The 13,286-nt window shown below is 65.2% G+C and carries 11 protein-coding genes; 10 read left to right on the forward strand and 1 reads right to left on the reverse strand.

The annotated features are described in order from the left end of the window. Positions 1 to 39 precede the first annotated feature (39 nt). The 8 genes from J2D77_RS06035 to J2D77_RS06070 all read left to right on the forward strand — a co-directional run bounded on the left by J2D77_RS06035 (position 40) and on the right by J2D77_RS06070 (position 8,903). Positions 40 to 1,254 carry an OpgC family protein gene (locus J2D77_RS06035; protein WP_207845379.1) on the forward strand — a complete coding sequence of 405 codons (1,215 nt, stop codon included), beginning with the start codon at positions 40 to 42 and terminating at the stop codon, positions 1,252 to 1,254. A 161-nt stretch (positions 1,255 to 1,415) separates the two neighbouring features. Further along, complete coding sequence (locus tag J2D77_RS06040; RefSeq protein ID WP_207845380.1) at positions 1,416 to 2,975, forward strand: DegQ family serine endoprotease; 1,560 nt, start codon at positions 1,416 to 1,418, stop codon at positions 2,973 to 2,975. A 117-nt stretch (positions 2,976 to 3,092) separates the two neighbouring features. Further along, positions 3,093 to 4,130: an FUSC family protein gene (locus tag J2D77_RS06045; protein ID WP_207845381.1), complete on the forward strand. Its 1,038-nt coding sequence runs from the start codon at positions 3,093 to 3,095 to the stop codon at positions 4,128 to 4,130. Between the two features lie 145 nt (positions 4,131 to 4,275). Next, positions 4,276 to 5,259, forward strand: a complete 984-nt coding sequence (locus tag J2D77_RS06050; protein WP_207845382.1) for a quinone oxidoreductase family protein — start codon at positions 4,276 to 4,278, stop codon at positions 5,257 to 5,259. 714 nt (positions 5,260 to 5,973) lie between these two features. Beyond that, positions 5,974 to 6,660, forward strand: coding sequence for a hypothetical protein (locus J2D77_RS06055; protein ID WP_230975545.1), 687 nt, complete (start codon positions 5,974 to 5,976; stop codon positions 6,658 to 6,660). 65 nt (positions 6,661 to 6,725) lie between these two features. Then, a complete protein-coding gene (locus J2D77_RS06060) occupies positions 6,726 to 7,541 on the forward strand; it encodes a helix-turn-helix transcriptional regulator (protein ID WP_207845383.1) in 816 nt (271 codons plus the stop codon). A 9-nt stretch (positions 7,542 to 7,550) separates the two neighbouring features. Continuing rightward, positions 7,551 to 8,531, forward strand: coding sequence for a DMT family transporter (locus tag J2D77_RS06065; RefSeq protein ID WP_207845384.1), 981 nt, complete (start codon positions 7,551 to 7,553; stop codon positions 8,529 to 8,531). Positions 8,532 to 8,561: 30 nt separating this feature from the next. After that, on the forward strand, positions 8,562 to 8,903 hold the full coding sequence (locus tag J2D77_RS06070; RefSeq protein ID WP_207845385.1) for a tRNA-binding protein: 342 nt from the start codon (positions 8,562 to 8,564) through the stop codon (positions 8,901 to 8,903). Positions 8,904 to 9,154: 251 nt separating this feature from the next. Here the strand turns inward: J2D77_RS06070 and ilvD are convergent, their stop codons facing one another. Beyond that, positions 9,155 to 11,023, reverse strand: coding sequence for a dihydroxy-acid dehydratase (gene ilvD, locus J2D77_RS06075; protein ID WP_207845386.1), 1,869 nt, complete (start codon positions 11,021 to 11,023; stop codon positions 9,155 to 9,157). 375 nt (positions 11,024 to 11,398) lie between these two features. On the opposite strand from ilvD, the gene pstC reads away from it, so the two are divergent. Together pstC and pstA are read left to right on the forward strand one after the other, a co-directional pair. Next, positions 11,399 to 12,385, forward strand: coding sequence for a phosphate ABC transporter permease subunit PstC (pstC, locus tag J2D77_RS06080; protein ID WP_207845387.1), 987 nt, complete (start codon positions 11,399 to 11,401; stop codon positions 12,383 to 12,385). After that, a complete protein-coding gene (gene pstA / locus J2D77_RS06085) occupies positions 12,382 to 13,263 on the forward strand; it encodes a phosphate ABC transporter permease PstA (RefSeq protein WP_207845388.1) in 882 nt (293 codons plus the stop codon). The genes pstC and pstA overlap by 4 nt, the downstream gene beginning before the upstream one ends. Positions 13,264 to 13,286 lie beyond the last annotated feature (23 nt).

Genomic DNA, 13,286 nt, shown 5'->3' on the forward strand with positions numbered 1-13,286 from the left:
GGTAAGAAGGAAATACGGTCCGATATGCCGGGCAGGGTCATGACGGCGCACAAACAGGACAGGCAGGCCACGACCGCGCCCCGCGACAGGGGTGCGGGTGGCAGCCTGCGCGGGGGGCTTGCGGCCACGGCGCAGGCGCTGGCGGCCAAGGGGCGCGATCACCGCATAGACGCCCTGCGCGGTGTCGCCCTGCTGATGATGTTCATAGACCATATTCCCCAGGACCTGCTGAACCGCTTTACCATGCGCAATGTGGGCTTTGCAGATGCGGCGGAAGTGTTCGTGCTGCTGGCGGGTTATGCCTCCTGGCTGGCTTACGGGCGCGGGTTCGAAAAATACGGCGTGGTGGTTACGCTCAAGCGGCTGTTCCGGCGCTGCGTGCAGCTTTACATCGGCCAGACGATCATGGTCGCGGTCTATGTGTTCACCATCCGCATCTGGCGGCATTTCACCCCCGTTTCGGTCGATTATCTCGAACCCGAACTGGCCCACGGCATGAGCTGGGTCTGGCGGGTGATGATGTTCGACGCGCTGCCCAGCAACCTGAATATCCTGCCCCTCTATATCGTGCTGCTGGCGGGGTTCCCCGTCTTTTACCTGCTGGTGCGCGCACAGCATTCGCTTGCCCTGCTGCTGGCCGGGGCGTTGTGGCTGCTGGTCAACCTGGACCCGGCCCTGAACTTCCCCAACTGGCTGGACCCCGATGGCTGGTATTTCAACCCGCTGGCCTGGCAGTTCCTGTTCGCCCTGGGGCTGAGTGCATCGGCCGAGGCGCAGCGCCATGGCGGCAATTTTCCCCATCGCACCTGGCTGGTGGTTCTGTGCTGGGGGTATCTGGGGTTTTCGGCCTTGCAGGCTTTCCCCTGGGTGTTGTGGGGCCTGCCCGACCTGCGCCCCTTTGGCGATGCCGTGGCCCCCGCCAAGACCTGGCTGTCGCCCCTGCGCCTGCTCGATGTGGTGGCCATTTTCTACCTGGTGCAGTCCTCGGTCGCGGCGCGTCGCTGGTCGGCGGAGTCGGGGATCGGGCAGGCCCTGGCCTGTGTCGGCCGCCATTCGCTGGAGGTGTTCGTGGTGGGCACCGTGCTGGACCTGTATGCCCGGCTGATTTTCAGCACCTTCGGGGAAAGCTGGCTTTTGCAGGTGGGGGTCAATGTCGTGGGGCTGGCCATTCTGTTCAGCGTGGCTTTCTGGCTGGACAGGCGGCGCAATGTCCGCGTGCGGGCACCGCGCACGCCCGGTGCGCCCGCGGTGTAAGCCGCACCGTAGCGGGCCTTTGCCGCTTCGCCCCATACCCCACCCCAAAGCGTGGGCCGGGGTCGCGGCAGGTGCCTTGGTCTTGCTGCGGGCTGAAGGAATGGCCTAACATTTTCCGCTATTCGTTTTTTATCCGTTTCCGCCTGAAAGTCCGCGTGCCCATGCCCTTGTCTGTTCGTCTGTTCGGTACCGTCTCCCTTTCCGGCCTGTTGATGGGGGCCAGCCTGTGCGCTCCGGCATGGGCGCAGAACCCCGCCCCGAATGGCGCTGCCCCGCCCGCGGCACCCGCCCCGGCCATAGCGGTATCGGGGGCGCGTCCCGTGCCCGACAGCTTTGCCGACCTGGCTGCCCGCCTGCTGCCTGCCGTGGTCAATGTCTCCACCACCCAGACGGTGCGGGGGGATTCGTCGGATGATGACGATGATGACGACCAGCAGCCGCAACTGCCGGATTTTCCGCGCGGTTCCCCGTTCGAGAAATTCTTTCATGATTTCATGAACCGCCAGACCGATCCCAACGCCCCGCCGCGGCGCATGCAGGCCCTGGGGTCCGGCTTCATTATCGACCCCGCGGGCTATATCGTGACCAATAACCACGTGATCCACCGCGCGGACCGGATCACGGTCACCTTGCAGGACAACACGGTGCTGACGGCGCGCGCCATCGGCCATGACGACCGAACGGATCTGGCCCTGCTGAAGGTCGAGAGCAAGAAACCCCTGCCGTTCGTCTCCTTCGGGGACAGCGACCACCGCCGCGTGGGGGACTGGGTGCTGGCCATCGGCAATCCGTTCGGCCTGTCGGGCACGGTCACGGCGGGTATTATCTCCTCACGCGGGCGCAATATCGACCAGGGCCCGTATGATGACTTCATCCAGACCGATGCCCCCATCAACAAGGGCAATTCCGGCGGCCCGCTTTTTGACATGGACGGCAATGTCATAGGCGTGAACACGGCCATTTACTCGCCCTCCGGCGGGTCGGTGGGTATCGGCTTTTCCATTCCCTCGGACGAGGCGCGCGGCGTGGTCGAGCAGTTGCGCAAGAGCGGCAAGGTCTCGCGCGGGTGGCTGGGTGTGCGTATCCAGAACGTCACGCAGGATATTGCCGACGGGCTCAGCCTGCCTTCGGCCAGTGGCGCGCTGGTGGCCGGGGTGGAAAAGGACGGTCCCGCCGCCAAGGCCGGGCTGAAGACGGGGGACGTCATTCTCTCGCTCAATGGCAAGCCGGTGGATGGCCGGGCCCTGCCGCGCCTTTCCGCGCAACTGCCCGTGGGCGGGCAGGCCCATCTGGGGCTGTGGCGCAAAGGCAAGACGCTGGATACGCCCATAACCATCGCCGCCCTGCCCGAAACGGAGGACGACCCCACCCCCAAGCCGGTGCCCGACCACAAGGGCGCCAATTCGCTGAGCTTTGCCGATTTCGGTTTTTCCGTCAGCGCGCTGGACGCCCCGGCCCGGCAGAAATACGGGCTTTCCCCCGGGCAGAAGGGGGTCGTGGTCACCGCCGTGCATGATGACGGCGTGGCGGCCGATCGCGGGTTGAAGGAAGGGGATGTGATTACCGAGGTCCAGCAGGCCGAGGTCAACACCCCCGCGGCGTTGAAGCAGCGCATAGAAGCGGCCCGCAAGGACAAGAAACGCTCCGTGCTGCTGCTGGTGCATGATGCCGACGGCCTGCGCTGGGTGCCCCTGCCGCTGAACGGGGATGACACGCCCTGATCCCGCTCCTGGCCCCAGGCCGCCCGACGCGCACGCCCCGGGCTGAATGCCGCTCCGGCCCCCCGCAGGACAAGAGCCACCTCTTTTTTGCAAGGGGCGGCTGAACCCATGCGGAACATGGCATCCCTTTTCGCGCGCTGGCGGGCGGATACGACCGTGCGCCAGACCGTGCGCCTGCTCAGCGCCGTGGGGCTTGCGGCCTTCGTCGCCTGGCTTATCAACTTGCAGGAACCGGGCTGGGCGCTGATCACTTCTGTCATCGTCACGCAGAACAGCATTACCGACACCATTTCCAAGGGGCGGGACCAGCTTGTCGGCACGTTGATCGGGGCGTCCGTCAGTATCGTGCCCATTACGCTGATCGCGGTGCTGCACTGGCCGTTATGGATCGCCTTCACCCTGGCTTTCGTGCCGCTGGCCGTGCTGGTGTCCTGGAAGCCGGAGGCCCGCATGGGGGTGGTGACGCTGATGATCGCCATTCTCTTCCCCACCAATAACAGCCCGTATCTGCAACCGGTCGAGCGGGTGCTGGCCATTCTGATCGGGGTGGGGGTTTCCACCGTGGTCACCTATGTGGTGCTGCACGAACAGGCCCGGCGCGATGCGTTCCGCAGTGCGGCCCAGACCGTGCGCCAGATCGTGGACATGCTGCAAAAAGCCCGCTCGCGCGATGTGGGCTGGCCCCAGATCCAGGACATGAACGACGATTGCGCGGCCTCCCTGCGCAAGGTGCAGGCCGCGTTGGAGGAAGCCCGGCGCGAACACTGGCGCCCGCTCGAGGCGCGCGACCCCATGCTGGCCCGCCTGCCGCAGGGGCTGCGCCAGTTGCAGATCGACGCCTTGGTGGTGGCCCGCGCCCTGCTCAGCCTGCCCGACGGGGCGGTGGCCATAGACCCGCAGGAGGTGGCGACCATCCGCGCGGGCATGCAGCGCGGTTTCGGCTGGATCATAGAACGCTGCGAAAGCGAGGCCGTGGCCCGCACGGGGGAAGACCGCCGTGTGGCCGCGGGGGTGATTTCGGCCCTGCCATCGCTCAGCGCAACCGGGGACCCGACCATTCGTTTCCTCGTGGGTATTCTGCTTGCCGACCTCAAGCAGTTGATCGGCCTGCTGGGCGATGACGACACCGAACGTCCGGCCCCAGATCCCACCTGACGGACTGCTGGCATCGGGCAGGGGCAAGGTGGGCGATATGGGTCGCAGAGACAGGGATACCGGCTACAAGAACAACGGCCCGGCGATAAATTAGGAGAACGCCGCCCAGAAGATGACCGGCGGACAGAGGCAGGAAGGAACAGTTATGGTAGCGCAGTCAGATAGCGTGGTGCGAATTCATCGGACCGGTGGGCCGGAGGTGCTTCAGGTCGAGAGCGTACCCGTAGCCCAGCCGGGGGAAGGGCAGGTTCTGCTGCGGCAGGATGCCATAGGCGTGAATTTCATCGACACGTATTTTCGCGCGGGCCTTTACAAATTTCCCTCCATGCCGGGCATTCCCGGCATGGAAGGGGCCGGTGTGGTCGAGGCCGTGGGGCCGGGTGTCACGACCCTCAAGGTCGGGGACCGGGTGGCCTATGCGGGCGTGCTGGGGGCTTATGCGCGTTACCGCGTGATCGCGGCCGACAGGCTGGTGGTGCTGCCCGATGGCGTGCCCACCGATGTGGCGGCGGCGGTCATGCTGCGCGGGCTTTCGGCCCATATGCTGCTGCGCCGGGTGCATGAGGTGCGTGCGGGTGAGAGCATTCTTGTCTACGCGCCGGCAGGCGGTGTTGGCCAGTTTTTGTGCCAGTGGGGCAAGCATCTGGGGGCCCGGGTCATTGGCGTGACCTCGTCCGAGAAAAAAGCCGAAATCGCGCGGGCCTGCGGTGCTGCTGACGTGGTGGTGGGTCGGGACAACCTGCCCGAACGCATCCGCGAACTGACGGGGGGCAGGATGGTGCCCGTGGTCTATGACAGCATCGGTCGCGACACGTTCGAGGCCAGCCTGTCCTGCCTGGCCCCACGCGGGCTTATGGTCAGTTACGGCAATGCGTCGGGTCCGGTCACGGGGGTCGATGTCGGCACGCTTGCCACCCATGGCAGCCTGTACCTGACCCGCCCGACCATGATGACCTATGTTGCCGCCCGCGCGGACCTGGAAAGTGCCGCCCACGAACTGTTCGGCCTGCTTGTGGCCGGCGTTCTGCGGCCCAGCATCGGCCAGCGTTTCGCGCTCAAGGATGCAGCCCAGGCCCATCAGGCGCTGGAATCGGGCCAGACGACCGGCAGCACGATCCTGATCCCCTGAGCGGACACACCGCCCATAGGTGCAAGCGCAGGGCAGGTATGATCCCACCTGCCCATGCCGGGTTCGGGGCCTGCGTCGCAAGGCGGTCGGCTGGGCCTGGCAGGACGTTCCCGGCCTGGAAACGGGGCTTTTGATGCGTCTTGTGCGGCCGATGCGCTCTGGTCGTCATGCGGGTTTTCCACACCCGTGGGCCAGATGGCATGACGTGGGGGCACGGATGCGCTAGGATGATGCGATCGCCCGGCCCTGGTCGGGTGGCCCATGAGTTTCAAGGATGCTTCGAAATGGCGAATTGCCCCGTAAAATGTCCCAAATCCCCCTGCGTGCGCGGCCTGCTGCTGGTTGGCCTGGCCGCAGCCGCGTTCTTCTTCTTCCGCAAGAAGAAGTGCTGCGCCTGAGCATGGACCCCGCGCGGGCCAGGGGGTGATCCCCCTTGGGCTTGCGCGTCAGGACATATCGAGACCCCGTCAGGCCTGGCCGGACGGGGTCTTGTTTTTGGGGCATGAACCCGCTTGGGGAGGGTGCGCGCAATTATGGCTGCGACGGATAACGTTTTTCCCGCTCCTGTGTTAGGGTGGCCTTACGCGGCTTGGCGCCGCTGGCCCTGTGAGCAGATGTTTCGGATAGCCCGGCCCCGGTCGCCCTTTTAGGAACGCGGCCTGCCTTTGCCTGATCCGGTCTGCCTGGGCCTGATGAAGGAAAGGATAGAGACCGTTGCAATCTCCTGCCTCACGTTTTTCCTCTCACGCCACGGTGATGGTGGCGAGATGCGCGTTCGCCCTGTTCGGCCTGGGCACTGCGGCCCTGGTCGCGCTGCCGTCTGCGGCACATGCCCAGGCTTCAGTTCTGCTGAAGAACCAGCAGGCTGGCGCTGTTGTCGAAACGGTGGATCGCGACGCGCGAGAAATTCTGCTGCGTGAAGATAACGGTCACCTGCTGACCGTCGAATACGGATCGGCCGTCAAGGACCTGCCCCACATGCATGAGGGCGACCACCTGCGCATCAGCTATGTGGAAACGCTGGGCGCGCAGATCGCCCCTCCCGGCAGCCCTATGCCTGAATCCACGCTGACCACGGCTCGCGGCTTCGTGCATGGGCATCCGCGCGGGGTTATCGCCGCCTTCAACCGTGAGCGCGCGACGGTCAAGACCATCGACCTGAAAACGCACACGCTCTCCTTCGTCACCGATGACGGCAGCCTGCACGTGACCGTGCTGCGCACCCAGGCCATGCAGGATTTCCTGGCAACCCTGAAGGTGGGCGACGTGGTGGATATCACCCGTATGGAATCCATCTCCTATGTCATTACCAGCAAGGTCGTGCCCCAGCCGCAGGCGGCAACCCCGCAACTGGCCGTGCCTGCGGGGGATGTGGTCTCTGCCGCGCCAGCCGGCCAGTAAGTCGGCCGGGCAGCCTGGCCCCGGCCTTGCCTGCCCAACGGGTGGGCCCGTGGGGCAGGCTGGCCATGGGCCCAGCGGTAGATAACCCGATCATGATCCACGCCTCTCCTGTCAGTCTGCGGCATTATGGTGTGGGTCACGCCAGCCATACGCATGAGTTCGTGCAGATCGTCGTACCCGTGCAGGGGGCGTTATGCCTGGAAGTGGCGGGCCGCCAGGCCTGCCTGACCGAAAGCCAGGCCGCCTATGTGGGGGCGGGGGCGGCCCATGCGCAGGAAGCGCGCGGGGGGAACTGTTCCCTCGTGCTTGAACTGGACTCCGCCGAAATCAGCCCTGCTCTGGCGGAAAATCTTGCCGGGCAACGTTTCTTTTCGCTTCCACCGGGGGCGAGCGCATTTGTTTCCTACATGGCGCTCAGCCTGCGGCACAGGCAGCCATCGGCCCTTATGCTCGCACAATGGAAAAGTCTGCTGCTGGCCGAACTGGCCCCGGGCGACAGCCTGCCCGGCGGGCGGCTGGCGACCCTGCTGGCGCGGATCGATGCAAACCCCGCCGCCCATTGGACCATTGCCGCCATGGCGCGCACACTGGGGGTCAGTGCCAGCCGGGTGCATGTCCTGTTTCAGCACGAACTGGGAACGACCCCCCGGGCATGGCTGGTGCAGCGCCGCTGTGCGTGGGCCCGCACATGGCTGGAGACGACAACCCTGCCACTGGCGGACATAGCCTGCCGCGCGGGCTATGCCGACCAGGCTGGCATGACGCGCGCCATACGGCACGAGACGGGCCTGCCACCCGGTGCCTACAGGCGATTGTGGCGCGAGTTGGAGACAAAACCACAAGACCCCCCGACAAGACGGAGCAGCCCCTTCGTTTCATAGACATGCGGTATGAACACGCATGATGTGGCAACACCGCGATTGGGAACCCGGCAACTGGGCGAAGGGATTGCCTGCGGCATGGGCGCGGGGGCGCTATGGGGCGTGATTTTTCTGGCCCCCGAGCTGATCGGGCCCTTTACCCCCATGGAACTGGCATCCGGGCGTTATCTTTTTTACGGCCTGTTCGCGCTGGTGCTGATAGCCCCCCGGTGGGGCCGTATCAGCCGCCATATCGCACAGGCCGACTGGTGGCGGCTGGGCTGGCTCTCCCTTGCGGGCAATACGGCGTATTACGTGCTGCTGTGCAGTGCGGTGCGTTATGGCGGCGTGGCCATGACATCCCTCGTGACCGGTTTTCTGCCCGTCGTGGTCGCCTGCATCGGCAGTCGTGGCGGGCATATTTCCCTGACCCGGTTACTGCCCGGCATGGCTTTATGTGTGGCGGGCGCTGCCTGCATTGCGTGGCAGGCCATGGCCATACCGGCGTCAGCCATGGCCCCGGCCCCGCTTGGCGGGCTGGCCTGCGCGCTGGCGGCCCTTTTGTGCTGGGCGGGTTTTGCGGTGGGCAACGCCCGGGCCATGGCGCTCCTCGATCAGATCGGCCCCATGGACTGGAGCCTGCTGATGGGCCTTGTCACGGCGGCCCAGGCGCTGGTGCTGGCCCCTGTGGCGTTCGGCCTTGATCGCGTGGCGCATTCCGCGCCCCTGTGGTGGCGGTTCGGGCTGGTCTGCGCGGGGGTTGCGGTTCTGGCCTCCATCGGTGGCACGGCGCTGTGGAACCGCATGAGCCAGCTTTTGCCCCTGACACTGGCCGGGCATATGGTCCTGTTCGAAACCCTGTTCGCGCTGCTGTATGGTTTCGTGTGGGAACAGCGGCTGCCGACCGTGCTGGAAAGCCTGGCGTTCTGCTGCGTCATGCTCAGCCTGCTGGCCTGCGTGCGCGCCCATGGAACACGTGACCATGCCGCCGGGCAGGGCGATCTTTTTTGACGGGCTTCAATACGGAGGAAAACAGCCATCATGACATCGGAGTCTGCGTATCATCACTTCACTCAGGTCGATATCCGGGTGGGCACCGTGCTGGCGGCCGAGCCTTTTCCCAAGGCGCGCAAGCCTGCATGGAAGCTGAGCATCGATCTGGGGGATGAAATCGGGGTCAAGCGTTCCAGTGCGCAGATCACGGCACTTTACACGCCCCAGGACCTGGTGGGGCGGCAGGTCATGTGCGCGGTCAATCTCGGCCCGCGGCAGATCGGGCCGTTCATATCCGAAGTGCTGACCCTTGGCGTTGCGGATGAGAACGGCGCGATCGTGCTGCTCCAGCCCGAACGGCCGGTCCCCAACGGGCAGAAAATGTTTTAAAGCCTATTCAAGAAATATCGGCTGAACCGAGAAAGGTTTTTGGTGAAGCTTTTGCCAAAAGCTTCAGGGAACGTCGCCTTTTTGAAAAAAGGCGACACCCGAACTTTTATCAGTCCCGAACTTTTATGATCGATGGCTGTTTGAACCAGCCTTCAAGGCAGGGCAATCTGCCGGCCCCTGGCAAGCCAGGGCATTCTCAGGCCCGGCAGCCAGGGTGTGTCCCTGCCGCCGGGCCCGAAGGCTGTCTTTGATCAGCGTGCCACGCGGTGGGGGATCTGGCTTACGTCGCGCACCGCACCCCGCGCGGCACTGGTGGTCAGGGCCGCATAGGCCTTCAGCGCGTTGGACACCACACGCTCGCGCTTGGGTTTCCAGGCCTTTTCGCCCAGTTCATCCATGCGCTGGCGGCGGGCCGCCATTTCGGCATCGGACACGGCAACGCTCAGGCGGCGGTCGGGAATATCGATGTCGATGATATCGCCTTCCTCCACCAGCCCGATGGTCCCGCCTTCGGCCGCTTCGGGGGAGATATGGCCGATGGAAAGACCCGCACTCCCGCCCGAGAACCGGCCATCGGTAATCAGCGCGCATTTCGACGCCAGGCCCTTGGATTTCAGGTAGCTGGTCGGGTACAGCATTTCCTGCATGCCGGGGCCACCACGCGGGCCTTCATACCGGATCACGACCACGTCGCCCGCCTTGATCTCATCCCCCAGAATGGCTGCCACCGCGGCTTCCTGGCTTTCGAAGATCCGGGCCGGACCGCTGAAAATTTCCTGCCCGTCCGAAACACCGGCGGTTTTGACGATCGCCCCATCCTCGGCCACGTTGCCGTACAGCACGGCCAGCCCGCCATCCTGGCTGTAGGCGTTGTCGCCATCGCGGATGGCGCCGTACTGCGCGTCCGTATCCAGGGAAAGGTACTGGCTGGACTGCGAAAACGCCTCCGTCGTGCGCACACCGCCGGGGGATGCGCGAAAGAATTCCTGCGCATGGGCGTTGGGGGTAGCGCCGGGGCGGCGGATATCCCATTGCGCCAGCGCTTCGGGCAGGCTTTTGGCATGCACCATCGACACGTCATGGTGCAGCAGGCCAAGCCGGTCCAGTTCACCCATGATGGCGGGCACCCCGCCTGCGCGATGCACGTCTTCCATATGCACATCGGGGCGGGAGGGCGAAACCTTGCACAGATGCGGCACCTTGCGCGACAGGCCGTCGATATCGCGCATGCTGAACGGCACTTCGCCTTCATAGGCGGCGGCCAGCAGATGCAGCACCGTGTTGGTGGACCCGCCCATGGCGATATCGACCGTCATGGCGTTTTCAAACGCCTTCATGGTGGCGATGCTGCGGGGCAGGGCGGTGGGGTCGTCCATTTCGTAATAGCGGCGGGCCAGGTCCACAATGCGGCGGCCCGCTTCCACGAACAGGCCGCGCCGGGCGGAATGGGTGGCCACCAGGCTGCCATTACCCGGCAGGGACAGGCCCAGCGCTTCGGTCAGGCAGTTCATGGAATTGGCGGTGAACATGCCCGAGCAGGACCCGCAGGTGGGGCAGGCGGAACGTTCGATGCTCAGGGAATCGGCATCGCTTACGGACGCACTGGCGGCTGCCACCATGGAGGTGACAAGGTCCACGCGCTGTTCGATATCGGCCAGCGTGACACGCCCGGCTTCCATCGGCCCGCCGGAAACGAAAATGGTGGGAATGTTCAGCCGCATGGCCGCCATCAGCATGCCCGGGGTGATCTTGTCGCAGTTGCTGATGCAGACCAGCGCATCCGCGCAGTGGGCGTTGCACATATATTCCACCGCATCGGCGATCAGCTCGCGCGAGGGCAGGCTGTACAGCATGCCGCCATGCCCCATGGCAATGCCGTCATCCACCGCGATGGTATTGAATTCCCGCCCGATGCCGCCGGCTTCCTCGATGGCCTTGCAGACAAGCTGGCCCATGTCCTTGAGATGCACATGCCCGGGCACGAACTGGGTGAACGAATTGGCGACCGCGATAATGGGCTTGCCGAAATCGGAATCCTTCAGGCCGGTCGCGCGCCACAGGCTGCGAGCACCTGCCATGTTGCGCCCATGGGTTGTTGTGCGGGATCGGTAGGCGGGCATACGGGTCTCTCTGCTTTGTTGGGCACCGGGCAATGAAGGGGTGCGGGACTGGGGCCGGGGTGTCCGGTCGGGCGGGGCCCTTTGTTATATTGGGCGTGCACACTACGCCACAATACGGCGGCTGTCAGGTCAGGATTGCACATGGCCCCCCTCGGGCCCCCACCCTTGGTCGCACCCGGGGTCATATCTCCGCTCGCATCTCTGGCCGCTCGGGGGGCAAAGCCCCCGTAGCCACGGCGCACGCGGCCGGCTGAAGTGCTACAGTTTGATGATATTCGGGTCTAAACTCCTTCTTTGCGAGCCGTTTGTGTTGCAGGAGCGGCAGGGCTTTATTATTGCTCGGCATCCGGCTGAGAGTCCGGCAACGGAGAACAGATGGACGTTTCCGCAAGGCAGACGCTGCCCGCAACGCAAGAAGGCCCGCTGGTGGCCCGTAACCGAACAGGCGATCCGGCTTTCCGGATCCTGGCGAGTGCCACCGGCATCGGTGTGCTGGTGATCATGGGGGCGATTATCGCCGTCATGGCCCGTGGCGGCTGGCGCGCCTTTGCCACTTTCGGGCCGGGTTTTCTCATTTCCGATGTCTGGAATCCCGTCACCCAGCATTTCGGGGCTGCGGCCCCTGTGTTCGGCACGCTTGTCAGCACCGCTTTGGCCCTGTTGCTTGCCGTGCCGCTGGCATTCGGCACGGCGTTCTGGCTGACCGCGCTGGCTCCCCCGGCTGCCGCATCCGCCATTGGCATGGCCGTGCAGCTTCTGGCGGCCGTGCCTTCGATCATTTTCGGCATGTGGGGGTTTTTCGTGATCGTGCCTCTGGTGGCGCATTACGTCCAGCCCACGGCGCGGCACCTGTTCGGCCACGTGCCCGGGCTTTCGGCCCTGGTGGCGGGGGCCCCCTTTGGCACCGGCCTGCTGACGGCGGCCTTCATCCTTGCGGTCATGATCACGCCCTCCATTACCGCGGTCATGCGTGACGTGTTCGCGTCCATGCCCACCGTGCTGCGCGAAAGCGGCTTCGGCCTGGGGGCCACACGGTGGGAGGTCATGCGCAACGTGGTGCTGCCGTGGTCCCGCCAGGGCATGGTGGGTGCCGTGGTGCTGGGCATGGGCCGCGCCATGGGCGAGACCATGGCCGTCACCTTCGTGATCGGGGACAGCAACCATATCGGCTGGTCGCTGTTCGCCCCGGCCAACACCATTGCCTCGCTCATCGCGCTGGAATTTCCTGAAAGCCCGGCAGGCAGTCTCAAGCTGGCATCCCTTCTCGCCCTTGGGGCCATTCTCATGGCGATTTCGTTCATAACCCTCTGGTTCTCGCGCTGGCTGCTGGCCCGGGGCGACAAGGCGGGGCGTTCGGCATGACCTCTTCCTCCTCCCCCTCCCTCATGCGGGCGGACCGCTCGGCGGCCCTTCTGCTACGTCGGCGCATGATGGACCGGCTGGCCACAGCGCTGAGCTGGCTCGCCATGATTGTCGTGGTATGCATGCTGGGCTCCATCCTGTGGTCCCTGCTCAGCAACGGTGTCGGCGGGCTGAGCCTGCACCTGTTCACCCGGTCCATGGCCCCCCCGGGGCAGGATGGCGGGCTGGCCAATGCCATTGTGGGCAGTATCCTGCAGACCGGGCTTGCCATCCTGCTGGGCGCACCGGCGGGGCTGCTGACAGGGATCTACCTGGCCGAATATGGCCGCACCAGCCCGCTGGCCCAGGCCGTGCGCTTTGTCTCGGACATGCTGCTTTCGGCTCCTTCGATCCTGGTCGGGCTGTTCATCTACATGGTGCTGGTGGCGACACTGGGCCATTTTTCCGGCCTTGCCGGGGCGGTGGCGCTGGCGATCCTGGCCATGCCGATCGTGGTCCGCACGACGGAGGACATGCTGCGCCTTGTCCCCGTGGCCATGCGTGAGGCGGCAATTGCGCTGGGTGCCCCCAAATGGCGGGTTATCCTGTTCATCTGCCTGCGGGCCGCGCGCGGCGGGGTCATGACCGGAATCCTGCTTGCGGTGGCCCGCGTGGCGGGGGAGACAGCGCCCCTTCTGTTCACATCGCTTGGCAATTCCGAATGGTCGCTCGACATGGGGCGGCCCATGGCCAGCCTGCCCGTGGCGATCTACCAATATGCCGGGTCCGCCTACCAGGACTGGATGCAGCAGGCCTGGACCGGCGCGCTGCTGGTGACCGTGGGCGTGCTGATTATCAATATCGTGGTACGGGTGGGAACCCGTGGAGGACGGACATGAACCCAAGCGTCCAGAACACCGGG

Source organism: Acetobacter garciniae, from assembly GCF_017377735.1.
GTDB classification, from domain to species: Bacteria; Pseudomonadota; Alphaproteobacteria; order Acetobacterales; family Acetobacteraceae; genus Acetobacter; species Acetobacter garciniae.